This window comes from Microbacterium sp. 5K110 (genome assembly GCF_005774735.1).
Classification (GTDB): domain Bacteria; phylum Actinomycetota; class Actinomycetes; order Actinomycetales; family Microbacteriaceae; genus Microbacterium.
The window spans coordinates 1-16,537 of sequence record NZ_VBUM01000082.1; the positions used below are offsets into that span (position 1 = coordinate 1).

Consider the following 16,537-nt stretch of genomic DNA (forward strand, 5'->3'; position numbering starts at 1 on the left):
GGCCGGGCTCCGGCTCCGGCTCCGTGGCGTGCGCTGCGGGTTCCGCGTCCCGACCGCTCGGGCCGGGCTCCGGCTCCGCGACGGCTGGGCCGCTCTCCGGCTTTGTGACGTCTGCGCCGGGAGCTGTGTCCGGCTCCGCGTCCCGGCCACGCAGCTCGCGCCGTGTGGCCGGGGTCTGGTCGTGCACCCGCCCACGCTACCCCGGCCACCGGCTTATACTCGGGAACCACAACCACGGGAGTCCGGTGAGCCGGGCTGAGAGGAAGCGATCCACGCTTCGACCGTCGAACCTGATCCGGATCATGCCGGCGCAGGGAGGAGAAACAATGCACACGTCCACGTCTGCCCGGACGGCCCCCGCCGTCGCCACGTCCGACCGCTTCCGCTGGCGGGTCGTCGACATCGTCGTCGCCGCCGTGCTCGGTGTCGCGATCGGTCTCGTCTTCTGGGGCTGGAACACCGTCGGCGGCCTCTGGTTCGCCGCGATGGACGGCCTGACGCCCGGCCTCGGCGGCATCGCCGTCGGCATCTGGCTGCTGGGTGGTGTCGTCGGCGGGCTCGTGATCCGCAAGCCCGGTGCGGCGCTGCTGGTCGAACTCGTCGCCGCGATCGTGTCCGCCCTCATCGGCAACGTCTGGGGCATCAGCACGATCTTCTCGGGGCTCGCGCAGGGACTCGGCGCCGAACTGATCTTCCTCGCGTTCCTCTATCTGCGCTTCACGCTCCCGGTCGCGATGCTCGCGGGTGCGGGCGCCGGTATCGGCGCGTGGGTACTGGAGTTCTTCGTCGGCAGCTCGCCGAACATCCTCAAGACCGTCGAGTTCAACCTGCTCTACCTCGGCACGCTCGTCGTCTCGGGCGCTCTGCTCGCCGGCCTCGTCGGATGGCTGCTGGTGCGCGCCCTCGCCGCCAGCGGCGCGCTCAGCCGCTTCGCCGCGGGACGCGAACGCCGCCGCGAGGTCTGATGCCGCATCCGGCGCGCGTCGAGGTCGACGGCTGGGGGTGGCGGTACGCCGGTAGGCGGCTGCCGGCGACCCGCGACGTCGACCTCGTGATCGAACCGGGTGAGCGCGTGCTGCTGCTCGGGGCGTCCGGAGCGGGCAAGTCGACGCTGCTCGCGGGGCTCGCCGGACTCCTCGGCGGCAGCGACGAGGGCGAGGCGACGGGCGCCATCCGGGTCGACGGCGCGGCCCCCGAGTCTCAGCGCGGCCGCATCGGCCTCGTGGTGCAGGACCCCGAGGGCGGAGTCGTGCTGTCCAAGGTCGGCGACGACGTGGCGTTCGGCTGCGAGAACCTCGGGGTGCCGCCCGCCCTCATCCCGGCGCGCGTCGCCGAGGCGATGGCATCCGTGGGTCTGGACGTGCCCCTCGACCGCCCGACGAAGGCGCTCTCGGGCGGGCAGAAGCAGCGGCTGGCGCTGGCGGGCGTGCTCGCGATGCGGCCGGGGCTGCTGCTGCTGGACGAACCCACGGCCAACCTCGACCCCGACGGGGTGCGCGAGGTGCGCGCCGCGGTGGGGAGGATCGTGGACCGCGGCGAGACGACCCTCGTGCTCATCGAGCACCGCACGGCGGTGTGGGCCGACCTCGTCACCCGCGTGATCGTGCTCGCGCCCGGCGGGGGGCTCCTGGCCGACGGTCCGCCCGCGTGGGTCTTCGCCGAGCACGGCGAGGCACTCGCCGCGGCGGGGGTGTGGGTGCCGGGGCGCCCGGTCGATCTTCCGGTGCTGCCCCCGGTCTCGTCGATGACGGATGCCGCACTCTCGGCGACCTCTCTCACGATCGGCCGCGAGCGACGCACGCCCGTGCTCTCCGGTCTGGACCTCGCCGCACCCGAGGGCGCGGGGACGGTGGTCACGGGCCCGAACGGCGCCGGGAAGTCGACGCTCGCCCTGACCCTCGCGGGGCTCTTGCCCGAACTCTCCGGCGAAGTGGTCGCTTCCGCGGCGCTCGTCGCGAGGGGCGTGCGCCGCCCGTCGCGCTGGCGGTCGACCGAGCTGCTCACCCGCATCGGCACGGTGTTCCAGGAGCCCGAGCACCAGTTCCTCGCGTCGACTCTGCGTGACGAACTCGCGGTCGGTCCCCGGGCCCTGCGGATGCCGACGGCCGAGGTCGACGCGATCGTCGACGAGCTGCTCGAGCGGCTCGATCTGGCATCCCTCGCCGACGCCCACCCCTTCACGCTCTCGGGCGGACAGAAGCGCCGCCTCTCGGTGGCGACGGTCCTCGCGTCGTCGCCCGCGGTGATCGTGCTCGACGAGCCGACGTTCGGTCAGGACCGGCGGGGATGGAGCGAACTGGTCGGCCTGCTGCAGCGCGAGATCGCGCGCGGTCGCACCGTGGTCGCGGTCACGCACGACGCCGACGTCGTCCGGCACCTCGGGCAGCACCGGATCGACCTCGGGGGTGCCGCATGACCGGGCTTCTCACGCGTCCGGCGCGGGCGATCGCGTGGCTCGACGGCGTCAATCCGGTCACGCGGATCGTCATCGCCCTCGTGCTCTCGGTGCCGCTGTTCGTCACGCTCGACGCCGTCAGTGCCGCGACCGCCGTCGCGCTCGAACTCCTGTGCGTCCCGCTCACGGGGCTGACGTACGCGACGGTGCTGCGCCGACTCGTCCCCGTCGCGGTGTTCGCGCCGATCGCGGCTTTCAGCATGCTGCTGTACGCGCGGCCGGGCGGCACGGTCTACGGACAGTTCCTGTTCGCCACCATCAGCGACGACTCGATCGCGCTGTCGATCGCGGTGCTCGTGCGCGTCGTGGCGCTGGGACTGCCGACGATCCTCCTCTTCGGCCGCACCGACCCCACCGAGCTCGCAGATGCCCTCGCGCAGGTGGCGAAGCTCCCGAGCCGGTTCGTGCTCGGCGTGCTCGCCGGCGCCCGCACGGTGGGACTCTTCGTCGACGACTGGCGGACGATGACCCTCGCGCGACGGGCGCGCGGTCTCGGCGACCGCGGAGCCCTGCGACGGTTCTTCTCGATGGCCTTCGTGCTGCTCGTCTTCGCCGTGCGCCGCGGCACGATGCTCGCGACGGCGATGGAGGCCCGCGGCTTCGGTGCCGACACCGAGCGCACGTGGGCGCGTCCCTCGCGGCTGCATCCGCGGGACGCCGTCGCCCTCGTCGGGGCCGTGGTGCTGATCGGTGTGGCGCTGTCCGTCGCCGTCGCGACGGGGGCGTTCCGGTTCGTCGGCGGGTGACGGAGCGCGCGGGTCAGAGCACTCGCTCGAAGCACAGCGAGTCCGGCATCGTCGCGATGTACGGCTCGTACACCGGGATCGGGGTGAAGCCCGCGGCGGCGTAGAGCGCCAGCGACTCGGGTTGCATCCTCCCGCTCTGCAGGATCACGCGCCGGGCGCCGCCGTCGCGGGCTCGCGTCACCACCGCTTCGGTCAACGCGCGACCCACGCCGCGTCGGCGGGCGGCCGCGGTGACGATCAGCCGCTTCAGCTCCCACTCCTCGCTGAGGCGACGCAGCACGACGTGTCCGAGTGCCGAGCCATCGGCATCCACCGCCAGGAGCGTCGCGACGACGTCGGCGGGGTGAATCGCGAGGGCGGCGCTGCGCTGCGCGGCCGCCTCGGGCGGGTCGTCCGCGTCGACCTCGCGGTAGCGCTCGTCGAGATCGAGATCCAGGATGCCGCGGAGCGCCAGCGCTCGCGGATCGTCGAGATCGACGTGTTCGACGTGGAAACGCATCGATCCAGCGTAAAGCGAAGGGGCCGAGGACAGTGGGGCTAACGATGCGGTGAACACGTCCGGATTCGCCGATGTCGCGGGCTACGCTGAGTCCTCGCCTCCGCGTGGGAGCGGGCGGTGAGACGGGGGAGGTGGGTGCGGTGGCTCTGTCGCTCGCTCTCCTCGGGCTCAGCGTCGCGGTCGTCGCCGGTGTGCTGTTCGTCGCGATGCCGCACGTCGGGGCGCCGGGAGTGTTCACCCTGTTCCTGCGGTACACGGCGGCATCCGGGGTCGCCGCCGTCGGGGCGAGTGCCCTGTACCTCGTCTATGGGAGCGGGGGAGGGCGCCCTTCGCTCGCCGTCGGTGACATGTGCATGGTGCTCGTGCCGTTGCTGCTGTTCGTGGCGGTCCGCACCCTCGACGGGGGCCGCGTGCTGTGGCCGTCCGTGTGCGCGTTCGTCGTGGCCGTCGCCGTGGCGGGAGTGACGACGATCGTGCCGCTGCCGGCCTCGCTCGCGGTCAAGGTGGCGGTCCTCGCGATCGCGTGCGGCGCGTGCGCGTGGTCCGCACTGCAGTCGTCCGCTCGACCGCGGCGCGCGATGCGCACGATCGCCGTGGCGACCACCGGGTACGCCGTCTTCTCGGTGCTGCGGCTCGTGGTCGCCGGTGTGACCGGCTGGGGCTCGCCGCCGTACGCGGCCGCGTTCTCGTTCGTGCCCGCCACCATCGTCGGTGCGCTCGTCGTGCTGGGCATCGGCATCGCGGTCGCGCAGTTGCGCGGGGCGGTCGTGCGCGTGCCGGCGCCGCGCCCGGACCGGCCCGCGGGAGCGATCGTCGTGGTGGGCGACTGGCGTCTCGCGTCCGCTGCGTACGGGGCCGACCGCGTGCGCGGACTCGAGAGCGATCTGCGTCATGCGGCGCGTGTGATCGACCCCGACGCCGTGAACGTGCCGCGCGGGGTCGAAGTGGCGGTTCCGCACGCCGTCGCGACCCTGACGGAGCGCTTGCGTACGGCGCACGGGTGGAGCGCCGACGAACTCGCCCTGCTCACGGACGGCGCGTCCACCGGTGCCGTGCGCACCCACCCCGTGCGCACCCGTGGCCGGGTCCGGGTGTGGCGACCGCGATCCTGAGTCCCGGGTAGAGTGACACTCGGTTTCTGCTTCGAAGGAGAACGCATGGACATCACGGGTGCATCCGCCCTCGTCACCGGCGGCGCCTCCGGCCTGGGCCTGGCCACCGCGCGCCGCCTTGCCGCCGCCGGCGCGCACGTCACGATCGTCGATCTGCCCTCGTCGGCGGGTGCCGACATCGCCGACGAGATCGGAGGGGCGTTCGCTGCGGCCGACGTGACCGATCCTGAGCAGGTCTCTGCCGCCGCGGCCCTCGCCGCCGAGGCCGGTCCGCTGCGCGTCGTCGTGAACTGCGCCGGGATCGCCCCGCCGGCGAAGGTGCTCGATCGCGACCTGCGCCCCACCCCGCTCGCCGATTTCGAGCGGCTCGTGCGGATCAACCTCGTCGGCACGTACAACGTGATCGCCCAGACCTCGGCGCTCATGGCCACGAACGAGCCGAGCGAGGGAGGCGACCGCGGCGTGATCGTCAACACCGCCAGTGTCGCGGCCTTCGACGGGCAGATCGGGCAGCCCGCCTACTCCGCCAGCAAGGGCGGCGTGCACGCGATGACCCTGCCCATCGCGCGCGAGCTCGCCCGCCATGGCATCCGGGTCGTCACGATCGCCCCCGGCATCATGGAGACCCCCATGCTCAAGGGACTGCCGCAGGCCGCGCAGGACTCGCTCGGCCAGCAGGTGCCGTACCCCTCCCGCCTCGGCGCCCCCGACGAATACGCGCGCCTGGTGCTCGCGGTCGTCGACAACGGCTACCTCAACGGCGAGACCATCCGTCTCGACGGCGCGATCCGGATGGCCCCGAAATGACCGACGGCATCCTGCTCCACGTCGCGGACGGGCTCGCCCGCGTCACCTTCGACCGCCCCGCCTCGCTCAACGCCATGGACTTCCCCATGGCGCGTCGCTGGCGCGAGGTCGCACAGCAGGTGACCGCCGATCCGGCGGTGGGAGCCGTCATCCTGGATGCCACGGGCCCCGCGTTCTGCGCCGGCGGCGACGTCGTGGCGATGGCGACGACGGACGCCTCGGGATCCGAGGTCACCGAGACCGCGGAAGCGATCCACGATGGCATCCGGACTTTCGTCGAGGCACCGCTGCCGATGGTGGCTGCGGTGCAGGGGGCCGTCGCGGGCGGGGGCCTCGGGCTGATGCTCACCGCCGACTACGTCGTGGCGAGCGAGAACGCGCGCTTCGTCAGCCGGTACGCCAACATCGGGCTGACTCCCGACCTGGGAGTCTCGACGTTGCTGCCCGCGGCGATCGGCCAGCGCCGGGCGCTGCAGCTGCTGCTCCAGGACCGCATGCTCGACGCCGCCGAGGCCCGGGACTGGGGGCTCGTCGCCGAGGTCGTGGCATCCGGTGACGTGGCGGCGAGGGTCGAGGCGATCGCCCGGTTCTGGCTCGACGGGGCGACCGCGGCGTTCGGGCAGGCGACGCGTCTCGTGCGCGTGGGCGCCGGCCGGACGTTCGCCGAGAACCTCGCCGACGAGGCCGCCACGATCGGGGCGGCCTTCGACACCCCCGAGGCGCGGGCGCGGGTCGCCGCCTTCGCCGCCCGCTCCGCGAAAGGATCAGCGTGACGCTCGCCGGAAAAACCATCCTCATGTCGGGCGGGAGCCGCGGTATCGGCCTCGCGATCGCGCTGCGCGCCGCGCGCGACGGTGCGAACGTCGCGCTGCTGGCGAAGACCGACACTCCGCACCCGAAGCTCGAGGGGACCGTGCACACGGCGGCCGAGGCGATCCGGGCCGCGGGCGGACGGGCGCTGCCGATCGTCGGCGACGTGCGCGACGAAGAGTCGATCACCGAAGCGGTGCTGAAGACTTCGGGGGAGTTCGGCGGAATCGACATCGTCGTCAACAACGCCAGCGTCATCGACCTGTCGGGCTCGCTCGACCTCGCGACGAAGAAGTACGACCTCATGCAGGACGTGAACGTCCGCGGGACGTTCCTGCTGTCGCGCGCGGCGATCCCGATGCTGACGGATGCCGCGAACCCGCACATCCTGTCGCTGTCGCCGCCGCTGAACGTCACGCCGAAGTGGCTCGGCGCGCACACCGGCTACAGCCTCGCGAAGTTCGGCATGACGATGGCGACCCTCGGCCTGGCCGCGGAGTTCGCGGATGCCGGGATCGCGGCCAACACCCTGTGGCCCCGGACGACGATCGCGACGGCGGCCGTGCAGAACGTCATCGGCGGCGACCGGCTCATGGCCGTCTCGCGCACGCCGGAGATCTACGCCGACGCCGCGTACGAGGTGCTCACGGCACCGGCGCGCGAGCTGACCGGGCAGACGCTGATCGTCGAGGACGTGCTCGAGGTCGCCGGCGTCACAGACTTCTCCGGCTACGCCGCGGTCCCCGGCACCCCCGACGCCGCGCTGTACCCCGACATCTTCCTGGACTGACGCCCCGGGTCGATAAACGCTCTGCCGAGTGGGAAACGCCGCGCGGAGGCGTGTCTCACTCGCCAGAGCGTTTATCGGTGGGGCGGCGCCGACCTCAGATCAGCCCCAGCTCCGCGAAGGCGTTGCGCACGCCGTCGTCGAGCACCGCGGTCGTCACGCGACCGGCGAGGGCCTGCAGCTCCGGTTCCGCGTTGCCCATCGCGACGGGCGTGCCGACGACCTCGAACATCTCGACGTCGTTCCAGCTGTCGCCGATGCCGATGGCATCCGCTGCGTCCAGGCCGAGGAGCTCGAGCACCTCGAGGATCGCCGCGCCCTTGGTGACACCCGTGAGCCCGATCTCGCCGTTGGACCCGCCGGGTAGGGGGATCGAGCCCGGGATGACGTGGAACCTCTCGCCCAGCTCCCGCGCGCCGTGCGCCACGGTGTCGACAGCGGGGCTGATGAACACGGCCTTGGCCACGCGATCGCGGTCGATCTCGGACAGCGGACGCGCACGCGGGATCGACGTCGTGGCGGGGGCGTCGATGCCCTGCGCAGCCAGCTCCGCGGCACGTTCGGCCAGACGCGCGCGCACGTACTCGCGCGTCACGGGCTCGACGCCCGGCGAGGCGAAGACCGCGTCGTGCGTCTGGAGGAAGTAGTGGATGCCGTGGGCCTGGAAGTACCCCTCGATCGCGGCCACATCGGCTCGCGGCATCGGGTGCGCGACCACCATCTCGCCGTCGCGAGTGGCGTAGGCGCCGCCGTTGCTGATGGCGCCGTCGAAGCCGATCGCCTTCACGTCGGGGTGGATGTCGCCCTCGGCGCGGCCGGTGCACAGCCACACGAGGTGGCCGTTCGCGCGCGCATGGCGGATGGCGCCCACGGTGGACGGGGCGATCAGCGAGCCGTGCTCGAGGATCGTGCCGTCGACGTCGAGGAAGGCGATGCGGGTCATGTGTACTCCGTGGATCGGCCGCCGGGCCACGGCGGTCGGGTCTCGAGGCGGCAGGCACGCCGCTCCCCAGCCACCGTACCGGCGGCGGCTCACCGCGTGAGGGGTCAAGATCTGTCGCCGAGTGGGCTCCCAGGCGACAGATACTGACCCCTCACGCGAGGGGGAGCGCCCAGCCGGGGTGCAGGTGCTCGCCGGTACCCTGGAAGGCATGACCGATCAGACCCCCGTGCGCGAGACCAAGCCCCGGCAGGTGCGTCCAGCGGGGGCCCCGACCGACACCGGCATCCGTCAGGTGCGCCCGAAGACCGAAGGCTGGCAGCAGGCGAAGGACGAGACCGGCCGCCCGCTGCTGCAGTTCGCCAGCCCCAAGCGCGGCAAGCCCCCGGTCCACCTCGCCGACCTCACGGCCGACGAGCGCGTCGCGAAGGTGAAGGAGCTCGGGCTCCCCGGCTTCCGCGCGAAGCAGCTCGAGAAGCACTACTTCACCCACTACACCTCCGACGCGGCCGCGATGACCGACCTGCCGGCATCCGGTCGCGACGAGCTCGTCGCCGGGATGCTGCCCCCGCTGCTGACCGAGGTGCGGCGCCTCGAGACCGACCGCGGCGACACGATCAAGTTCCTCTGGAAGCTGCACGACGGCGCCCTCGTCGAGTCGGTGCTCATGCGCTACCCGGGCCGCATCACCCTGTGCGTGTCGAGCCAGGCCGGGTGCGGAATGAACTGCCCCTTCTGCGCCACGGGCCAGGCGGGGCTCACGCGCAACATGTCGGCGGCCGAGATCATCGAGCAGATCGTCCGCGCCAACCGGCTCATCGCCGAAGGCGGCCTCGGGGGCAAGAAGAGCGATGACCACTCGCTCGACCGTGTGTCGAACATCGTGTTCATGGGCATGGGGGAGCCGCTGGCGAATTACGCCCGCGTCATGCAGGCCGTGCGCGTCATGGTTGACAAAGAGCACGGTCTGGGTATGAGCGCGCGTGGCATCACGGTGTCGACCGTGGGGCTCGTCCCGGCGATCAAGAAGCTCGCCGACGAAGACATCCCGGTGACCTTCGCCCTGTCGCTGCACGCGCCCGACGATCACTTGCGCGACGAGCTCATCCCGGTGAACTCGCGCTGGAAGGTCGACGAGGCCCTGGATGCCGCCCGCGCCTACTTCGACAAGACCGGACGCCGCGTCTCGATCGAGTACGCCCTGATCAAAGACATGAACGACCACGCCTGGCGCGCCGACCTCTTGGCCGAAAAGCTCAACGCCCGCGGTCGTGGCTGGGTGCACGTGAACCCCATCCCGCTCAACCCCACACCGGGCTCGATCTGGACGGCTTCCGACGTGCCGGTGCAGAACGAGTTCGTGCGACGGCTGAACGACGCCGGCATCCCGACGACCCTCCGCGACACCCGCGGCAAAGAGATCGACGGGGCGTGCGGGCAGCTCGTCGCGACCGAAGACGACGAGGCCGCGGCCGCTGCGACACCGGTCGCCTGACGCGAGACCGCTACGACAGGCGGATGCCGTAGAGCGCGAGCTTGCGGTACACGGTGGCGCGGCTCATCCCCAGCTCCCTGCCGGCCTGCTCGACGGTCATGCCGGGGCGGGTGAGTACACGCACCATCTCGTCGCGTTCGAAGGCCCGGATGGGTGGCAGGTGCTCGGCGCGGGCGAGCAGCGTCGAGGGCAGATGGCGGACGTCGATCTCGTCGGTGCGTGACGCGGCATCCCGGATGACGGTCGCGAGCTCGGCGACGTTGCCCGGCCAGGCGTAGTCGGTCAGTGCTCGGGCGGCACCGGGGGTCAGACGGACCGGCCGGCCCCGGAAACGCCGGGCGAGGTGGTCGGCGAGCGGAAGGATGTCGCCGGTGCGCTCTCGCAGCGGCGGGACCTGCACGATCGCGTCGATGAGCGGGACGAGGGCAGCCGGGAGCGCGTCGAAGCTCTCCGCCGTCACGCCGTACGTGCCCGCGACGGTGTCTCGCGCGGTCGACAGCGACGCGGTGAGGCGTTCGGCTGCCGCCGCGGGCAGGTCGTCGGTGTCGCAGATCACGAAGCCGGTGCGGGCGTGGCGCAGCTCAGGCGTCCAGAGTGAGAGCCAGGAGAGCGCTTCGTCGGGGACCGGGGCGCGCACGGCGAGCAGGTGACCGCGCGGATCGGCGTGGCGCTCGGCCTGCGCCAGCAGCGTGGCGCGGCCGCTCCCACGTTCTCCGACCGCGGCGACGATGCGACCGGGGCGCATCGCGGCGAGCGCCTGTGCGAGCGCGTCCTCCCACGCCGGCGACAGCGTCGGGGCACTCTCGTCGCCCGGAGGCCACCGCAAGGCCTCGATACGGAACACCTGCCCCCGGGCGGCGGGCCGAGGCCGCTGGCCCTGCGAGCGCGCGAGCATGAGATTCGCGGTCGCCGTCGCCGCGGTCTGCGCCAACGCCAGCAGCAGACCCGATCGCGCATCCGACCACGTCGTGAGGTTGATCGCGGCTTCCAACCGGCCGGTGGCGGGGTCGAAGATGGGGGCTGCCGCGCACGTGTAGCCCTGCAGGCTCAGCGAGTAGTGATCGTCGGCCCGGACGAGGGACGGCATCCGATCGGCGAGCGCGAGGCCGAGTCCGTTGGTGCCCGCCTCGCGTTCGGAGTACGAGAAACCGGGTGCGAGGTTGACGTGATCCAAGGCTTTGATCAGGTCTTTGTCGCCGCTCTGGCGTTCCAGTACCACACCCTCCGCGTCGGTCAGCATGAGGCTGACCGGCTCGCCGTCGAGGGTCGTGCGCAGGTCGGAGAGCACGTCGCGTCCGCACTCCGTGAACAGCGACCCGTCGTCGGCGGTGCCGGTGAACACCGGCTGCACGCCATCGAGGGGAACGCCGTAGTTCTCACTGCGGCGCCAGGATGCCAGCAGGCGCGGTGGCACGCTTGCGGGCGGTGCCGAGTGCACCCGCGCGCGTGAGGGCAAGGGGTTGATGTTCATCTGCGCCTTTGCAGTGATCCGGGTGCCACGAGTTTAGAACGGCACGCGGAGGAAGTCATCGCCAGCCGTCTCAAATTGAGACGACCGCCCGGGGGCGCCGTGTGCCGAACGTTCTACCGTGGCCGCAAGGACCGAGGGTCCGGAGCATGAAGCAAAGGAGCAGTCATGTATCAGAAGGACGGCGAGAGCTTTTTCATCGTCGACGCCCATGTGGCGTTGTGGGACGCGCGACCCGAGAATCAGCGCAACATCCACGGCAAGCAGTTCATCGACTGCTTCTACGATTATCACGCGAACCTCTCTCCGGACGCGGAGAAGTGGACGTACGAGGAGTACCTGTACCAGGGCGGCGAGAGGTTCATGAAGGACCTCTTCACCGACGGGTACGTCGATCACGCCATCTTCCAACCCGCTCGTCTGAGCGAGTTCTACCGGAACGGGTTCGGGCAGACCGAGGAGGCGTGGGCCCTGACGCAGGCGAACCCCGGGAAGCTGACGTACAACCACCATTTCGATCCGCGGTACGGCGAGGCGGGGCTCGACCGCTTGCGCGCCGACGCGGAGCGTTTCGGCCTGCAGGGCGTGAAGCTCTACACCGCGGAATGGCACGGCGAGTCGCGCGGGTGGAAGCTCGACGACCCGTGGGCGTACCGCTATTTCGAGGCGTGCCGAGAACTCGGCATCCGGAACATCCACGTGCACAAGGGGCCCACTATCCGTCCCCTGGACCGGGATGCCTTCGACGTCGCCGACATCGATCACGTCGCCACCGACTTCCCCGACCTGAACTTCATCGTCGAGCACGTCGGGCTGCCGCGACTGGAGGACTTCTGCTGGATCGGCACCCAGGAACCCAACGTGCACGGCGGCCTCGCCGTGGCGATGCCGTTCATCCACACGCGGCCGCGTTACTTCGCGCAGATCATCGGCGAGCTCATCTACTGGATCGGCGAGGACCGCATCCAGTTCTCCAGCGACTACGCCCTGTGGACCCCGCGATGGCTGATCGAGGCGTTCGTCGACTTCCAGATCCCCGAGGACATGACCGAGTACGCCCCGCTCACGATGGACCAGAAGCGGAAGATCCTCGGACTGAACGCGGCGAAGATGTACGGCATCCCCGTCCCCGCCGAGCTGCAGCTGCCCGACGCCGACGAGACTGAGACCGGGCCGCGTCAGCCGGAGCGGGCCGACCTGGCGGCCGTGTGATGAGCGCCGTCGTGGACCGTCCGCTCCTCACTGAGGCGGACGTGCGGGACGCCCTCGGCACCGTCGTCGATCCCGAACTCGACGAGGCGATCACCGACCTCGGGTTCGTGCGCTCGGTGCGCATCGACGACGATCGCGTCGAGGTGCACTTGCGTCTTCCCACGTCCTTCTGCGCGCCGAACTTCGCCTACCTGATGGCCTCGGATGCCAAGGACGCGCTCACCGCGCTTCCGTACGCCGGGCACGTCGTGGTCGAGATCGACGACCACCACGACTCCGAGATCATCAATCGCGGACTCGCGGCGGATGCCGGCTACCGGGGCACCTTCCGGCACGAGGCCGAGAGCGACCTCGACGAGTTGCGCGCGACGTTCCAGCGCAAAGCGCACACCGCGGCCATGGAGCGCGCCCTCACCGCGCTGCTGCGCGCGCGCGATGACGTCGACGAGCACGGCGTGGCCGCCGTCGTGCTCGACGACCTGCCCGACGACGCGGCGAAGGCGGCGCTGCTGCGGCATCGCGCGGCTGTCGGGCTGAGTCTGGACGGCGCCGCCGTCGTCCTGGTCGATGATCGCGGCGTGCCGTGCGCGCCGGGCTCCGCCGCTCTCGCGCTCCGCCGCGCTCGATCGACCCGGATCTCGATCGACGGCAATGCCCACTTCTGTCGGGGGTTGCTGGCCACCCGCTACCCCGGCGCCGAGGGCGACCAGTCCGCCCGCCCCGCCGAGAACTTCTTCCCGGTCTCCTCCCTCGTCCGCGCCACACGAAAGAGCGTCGCATGACCACCATGAGAGCCGTCCAGGTCGTCGGCTACCACCAGCATCTACAGCTCACAGAGCTTCCGATGCCCGAGATCGACGGCCCCTTCGACGTGATCGTGCGTATCGGCGGCGCGGGCGTCTGCCGCACCGATCTGCACATCCTCGAGGGGCAGTGGTCGGAGAAGTCGGGCGTGGCGCTGCCGTACACGATCGGGCACGAGAACGCCGGATGGGTGGATGCCATCGGCACCGCCGTCACGAACGTGCGGGTCGGTGACAAGGTCATCGTGCACCCGCTCATCACGTGCGGCCTGTGCCGGGCGTGCCGTGCGGGCGACGACGTGCACTGCGAGAACAGCCGATTCCCCGGGATCGACACCAACGGCGGGTACGCCGAGTACCTCAAGACGAGCGCGCGCAGCGTCGTGCGCATCTCGGACAGCCTCGAGCCCGCCGACGTCGCCGCTCTCGCCGACGCGGGTCTGACCGCATATCACGCCGCCGCGAAGGCGGCGCGGACGCTCCGTCCCGCCGACCAGTGCGTCGTCATCGGTGCGGGAGGGCTCGGGCACATCGGCATCCAGGTGCTCAAGGCGCTCACCGCGTCGACGCTCATCGTCGTGGACCGCAACCCCGCCGCCCTGGAACTCGCGACGTCGCTGGGGGCCGATCACACGGTCGTGGCATCCGCGGACGGCTCCCACGTCGACCGCGTGCTCGAGCTCACCGGAGGATCCGGTGCTCGGGCCGTCATCGACTTCGTGGGCGAGGGCGGCTCCACCGCGGAGGGCATCCGGATGTTGCGCCGCGCCGGCGACTTCTACGTCGTCGGTTACGGAGAGAACATCGACGTGCCCACGATCGACATCATCTCGACCGAGATCAACCTGATCGGCAACCTCGTCGGCAGCTACACCGATCTCACCGAGCTCATGGAACTCGCCGCTCGGGGCCTCGTGACGCTGCACACGGTCACGTACGCCCTCGACGACTTCCAGAGCGCCATCGACGACCTCGACGCCGGCCGCGTCCGAGGCCGCGCCATCCTCATCCCGTGAACCCACCCGAAAGAACACAGGAGCACGCCATGTCGCACGACCTTCCCATCCGGACCGTGATCAGCCCCGGACGTTACGTCCAGGGCCCCGGCGCCATCACCCGCCTGGGCGAGTTCCTCGCCCCGATCGGGTCCACTCCCCTCCTCGTGGCCGACGACGTCGTGTGGGGCTTCGTCGGGCACGACGTCGAGTCCTCGCTCGCGGCGGCCGGCCTGCCCGTCCACCGCGAGAAGTTCAACGGCATCCCCAGCTCGGGCGAGATCGACCGGCTCGTGGGCGTCATCGGCGAGTCCGGAGCCGACGTCGTCGTCGCGATCGGCGGAGGCAGCACCATCGACGCGGTGAAGGCCTCGGGCTTCCTCGCCGGCATCCGCTGGGTGACGGTGCCGTCCGTGGCATCCACCGACGCGCCGACCTCCGCGCTCGCGGTCGTCTACACCGAGGACGGCGCGTTCGAGGAGTACCGCTTCTTCCCGCGCAATCCCGATCTGGTGCTCGTCGACTCCCAGCTGGTCGCCAATGCGCCGGCCGCCTTCCTCGCTGCCGGAGTCGGTGACGCCCTCGCGACGTGGCTGGAGGCCCGCGCCACCTCGCGCTCGTCCTCCAAGACCATGGCCGGCGGCTTGCCGACCGAGACCGGGACGGCCCTCGCCCGTCTCAGCTGGGACGTGCTGTGGGAGAACGCGCTCCCGGCTCTGGACGCGGTGCGCGACCACGTGGTCACGCCCGCCGTCGAGCGCGTCATCGAGGCCAACACGCTGCTGTCGGGGCTGGGATTCGAGTCCGGCGGTCTGGCTGCGGCGCACGCCATTCACAACGGCCTGACCGCGGCTCCCCAGACGCACGGACTCGCGCACGGACAGAAGGTGAACATCGGCTCGGTCGCCCAGCTGATCCTCGAGGGGGCGCCGACCGCCGACATCCGGGACTTCATCGAGTTCACGACGCGCGTGGGGCTTCCCACGACCCTGACCGAGATCGGGCTGAAGGCCGACTCACCGGAGCTCACGCAAGTGGCCGAGCTCGCGACGGTGCCGGGCGAGACGATCCACTCGATGCCCTTCGAGGTGCGTGCGGCCGATGTCGTGGCCGCTCTGTCGTCGATCGAGCGTCTCGCGCGCCGTGTGCGCGAGGAGGCGAAGCTGCCCGAGCCCGTCCCGTACGTCGCCGGGCACTGAACGGGGGACCGGGGGCGGACCGTTCTCCGCCCCCGGTCGACCGCGCCCCCGGCACGGCGGGTCCGGCCGCGAGGTCGGTGGCGGGCGGGAGCTCGGGCGGGAAGGTCGCGGTCCGGCCCTCGATGTCGGCGGCCGCCGTTAGCGTTGACCCATGGTCGCTTATCGCTATCTCGGCAACAGTGGATTCAAGATCTCGGAGATCACCCTCGGCAACTGGGTGACCCACGGCTCGCAGGTCGACGACGACGCCGCGATCAAGACGGTGCACGCCGCGCTCGACGCGGGCATCACGACGTTCGACACGGCCGACACCTACGCCAACACGGCGGCGGAGGTCGTGCTCGGCAAGGCTCTCGAGGGGCAGCGCCGTGAGTCGCTCGAGATCTTCACCAAGGTGTACTTCCCCACCGGCCCGATGGGCCCCAACGACACCGGCCTCAGCCGCAAGCACATCATGGACTCGATCAACGGGTCCCTGAAGCGCCTCGGCACCGACTACGTCGACCTCTACCAGGCGCACCGTTTCGACTACGAGACCCCGCTCGAAGAGACCTTCCAGGCTTTCGCCGACATCGTCCGCCAGGGCAAGGCGCTCTACATCGGCGTGTCCGAGTGGACCGCCGAGCAGCTGCGTGAGGGCCACGCGCTCGCGAAGCAGCTCGGCATCCAGCTCATCTCGAACCAGCCGCAGTACTCCATGCTGTGGCGCGTCATCGAGGGCAAGATCGTTCCCGCCAGCGAAGAGCTCGGCATCTCGCAGATCGTGTGGTCGCCGATGGCGCAGGGCGTGCTCAGCGGCAAGTACCTGCCCGGCCAGCCCGTTCCCGACGGCTCGCGCGCGACCGACGAGAAGAGCGGCGCGAACTTCATCAAGCGGTTCCTGCGCGACGACGTGCTCGAGGCCGTCCAGCGCCTGAAGCCGATCGCCGACGAGGTCGGCCTGACGATGCCGCAGCTCGCGATCGCGTGGGTGCTGCAGAACCCCAACATCGCCGCCGCGCTCGTGGGTGCCTCGCGTCCCGAGCAGCTCGCTGACACCGTCAAGGCCTCGGGCGTGCAGCTCGGTGCCGACACCCTCGCCGCGATCGACACGGCCCTGGGCGACGCGGTGTTCTCCGACCCCGAGAACACGTACGAGGTCTCGCCGAAAGAGCGCCTGGTCTGATCCAGGCACAGGCGGGTCGGGCGGTCGCGCCCGGCCCGCTTTCC

At 71.1% G+C, this 16,537-nt stretch carries 16 protein-coding genes and 1 riboswitch; of the genes, 13 read left to right on the top strand and 3 right to left on the bottom strand.

Annotation, left to right across the window (positions count from 1 at the left end):
- The first annotated feature begins 224 nt into the window (after positions 1 to 224).
- A riboswitch (TPP riboswitch) is annotated at positions 225 to 334 on the top strand.
- From FE256_RS14725 to FE256_RS14735, 3 genes are all read left to right on the top strand, one after another.
- Positions 327 to 965, top strand: coding sequence for an ECF transporter S component (locus FE256_RS14725; RefSeq protein WP_138177091.1), 639 nt, complete (start codon positions 327 to 329; stop codon positions 963 to 965). (Overlaps the previous riboswitch by 8 nt.)
- Positions 965 to 2,416 (top strand): ABC transporter ATP-binding protein, encoded by a 1,452-nt coding sequence (locus FE256_RS14730; protein ID WP_138177094.1) that lies wholly within the window; start codon positions 965 to 967, stop codon positions 2,414 to 2,416. The genes FE256_RS14725 and FE256_RS14730 overlap by 1 nt, the downstream gene beginning before the upstream one ends.
- On the top strand, positions 2,413 to 3,201 hold the full coding sequence (locus tag FE256_RS14735) for an energy-coupling factor transporter transmembrane component T family protein (RefSeq protein WP_138177096.1): 789 nt from the start codon (positions 2,413 to 2,415) through the stop codon (positions 3,199 to 3,201). The genes FE256_RS14730 and FE256_RS14735 overlap by 4 nt, the downstream gene beginning before the upstream one ends.
- A 13-nt stretch (positions 3,202 to 3,214) precedes the next feature.
- On the opposite strand, the gene FE256_RS14740 is transcribed toward FE256_RS14735, so the two are convergent.
- Positions 3,215 to 3,700 (bottom strand): GNAT family N-acetyltransferase, encoded by a 486-nt coding sequence (locus FE256_RS14740; RefSeq protein ID WP_138177099.1) that lies wholly within the window; start codon positions 3,698 to 3,700, stop codon positions 3,215 to 3,217.
- 140 nt (positions 3,701 to 3,840) lie between these two features.
- Here FE256_RS14740 and FE256_RS14745 point away from each other — a divergent pair, with 140 nt between their 5' ends.
- The 4 genes from FE256_RS14745 to FE256_RS14760 are packed head-to-tail and all read left to right on the top strand — an operon-like array spanning position 3,841 to position 7,219.
- Positions 3,841 to 4,812, top strand: coding sequence for a hypothetical protein (locus FE256_RS14745; RefSeq protein WP_138177102.1), 972 nt, complete (start codon positions 3,841 to 3,843; stop codon positions 4,810 to 4,812).
- 45 nt (positions 4,813 to 4,857) lie between these two features.
- Entirely contained in the window at positions 4,858 to 5,619 is a 762-nt protein-coding gene (locus FE256_RS14750; protein WP_138177104.1) for an SDR family NAD(P)-dependent oxidoreductase, read from the top strand.
- Complete coding sequence (locus FE256_RS14755) at positions 5,616 to 6,392, top strand: enoyl-CoA hydratase/isomerase family protein (protein ID WP_138177107.1); 777 nt, start codon at positions 5,616 to 5,618, stop codon at positions 6,390 to 6,392. The genes FE256_RS14750 and FE256_RS14755 overlap by 4 nt, the downstream gene beginning before the upstream one ends.
- A complete protein-coding gene (locus FE256_RS14760) occupies positions 6,389 to 7,219 on the top strand; it encodes an SDR family oxidoreductase (protein ID WP_138177110.1) in 831 nt (276 codons plus the stop codon). Before FE256_RS14755 ends, FE256_RS14760 begins: the two co-directional genes overlap by 4 nt.
- A gap of 94 nt (positions 7,220 to 7,313) precedes the next feature.
- Here the strand turns inward: FE256_RS14760 and FE256_RS14765 are convergent, their stop codons facing one another.
- On the bottom strand, positions 7,314 to 8,159 hold the full coding sequence (locus FE256_RS14765; protein ID WP_138177113.1) for a Cof-type HAD-IIB family hydrolase: 846 nt from the start codon (positions 8,157 to 8,159) through the stop codon (positions 7,314 to 7,316).
- A gap of 208 nt (positions 8,160 to 8,367) precedes the next feature.
- Here FE256_RS14765 and rlmN point away from each other — a divergent pair, with 208 nt between their 5' ends.
- On the top strand, positions 8,368 to 9,651 hold the full coding sequence (gene rlmN / locus FE256_RS14770; protein WP_138177116.1) for a dual-specificity RNA methyltransferase RlmN: 1,284 nt from the start codon (positions 8,368 to 8,370) through the stop codon (positions 9,649 to 9,651).
- A gap of 10 nt (positions 9,652 to 9,661) precedes the next feature.
- Here rlmN and FE256_RS14775 read toward each other — a convergent pair whose 3' ends face one another.
- Positions 9,662 to 11,065 (bottom strand): AAA-type ATPase lid domain-containing protein, encoded by a 1,404-nt coding sequence (locus FE256_RS14775; protein WP_252371044.1) that lies wholly within the window; start codon positions 11,063 to 11,065, stop codon positions 9,662 to 9,664.
- A gap of 222 nt (positions 11,066 to 11,287) precedes the next feature.
- On the opposite strand from FE256_RS14775, the gene FE256_RS14780 reads away from it, so the two are divergent.
- The 5 genes from FE256_RS14780 to FE256_RS14800 all read left to right on the top strand — a co-directional run bounded on the left by FE256_RS14780 (position 11,288) and on the right by FE256_RS14800 (position 16,493).
- Positions 11,288 to 12,331 carry an amidohydrolase family protein gene (locus FE256_RS14780; RefSeq protein WP_138177122.1) on the top strand — a complete coding sequence of 348 codons (1,044 nt, stop codon included), beginning with the start codon at positions 11,288 to 11,290 and terminating at the stop codon, positions 12,329 to 12,331.
- Positions 12,331 to 13,113 carry a metal-sulfur cluster assembly factor gene (locus FE256_RS14785; protein WP_138177126.1) on the top strand — a complete coding sequence of 261 codons (783 nt, stop codon included), beginning with the start codon at positions 12,331 to 12,333 and terminating at the stop codon, positions 13,111 to 13,113. The genes FE256_RS14780 and FE256_RS14785 overlap by 1 nt, the downstream gene beginning before the upstream one ends.
- Positions 13,110 to 14,150, top strand: a complete 1,041-nt coding sequence (locus tag FE256_RS14790; protein ID WP_212743531.1) for an NAD(P)-dependent alcohol dehydrogenase — start codon at positions 13,110 to 13,112, stop codon at positions 14,148 to 14,150. The genes FE256_RS14785 and FE256_RS14790 overlap by 4 nt, the downstream gene beginning before the upstream one ends.
- A 29-nt stretch (positions 14,151 to 14,179) precedes the next feature.
- Positions 14,180 to 15,328 (top strand): glycerol dehydrogenase, encoded by a 1,149-nt coding sequence (locus FE256_RS14795; RefSeq protein WP_138177129.1) that lies wholly within the window; start codon positions 14,180 to 14,182, stop codon positions 15,326 to 15,328.
- 151 nt (positions 15,329 to 15,479) lie between these two features.
- The gene (locus FE256_RS14800; protein ID WP_138177131.1) at positions 15,480 to 16,493 is read left to right on the top strand and encodes an aldo/keto reductase family protein; all 1,014 of its coding nucleotides are present in this window, start codon (positions 15,480 to 15,482) and stop codon (positions 16,491 to 16,493) included.
- Positions 16,494 to 16,537: the final 44 nt, after the last annotated feature.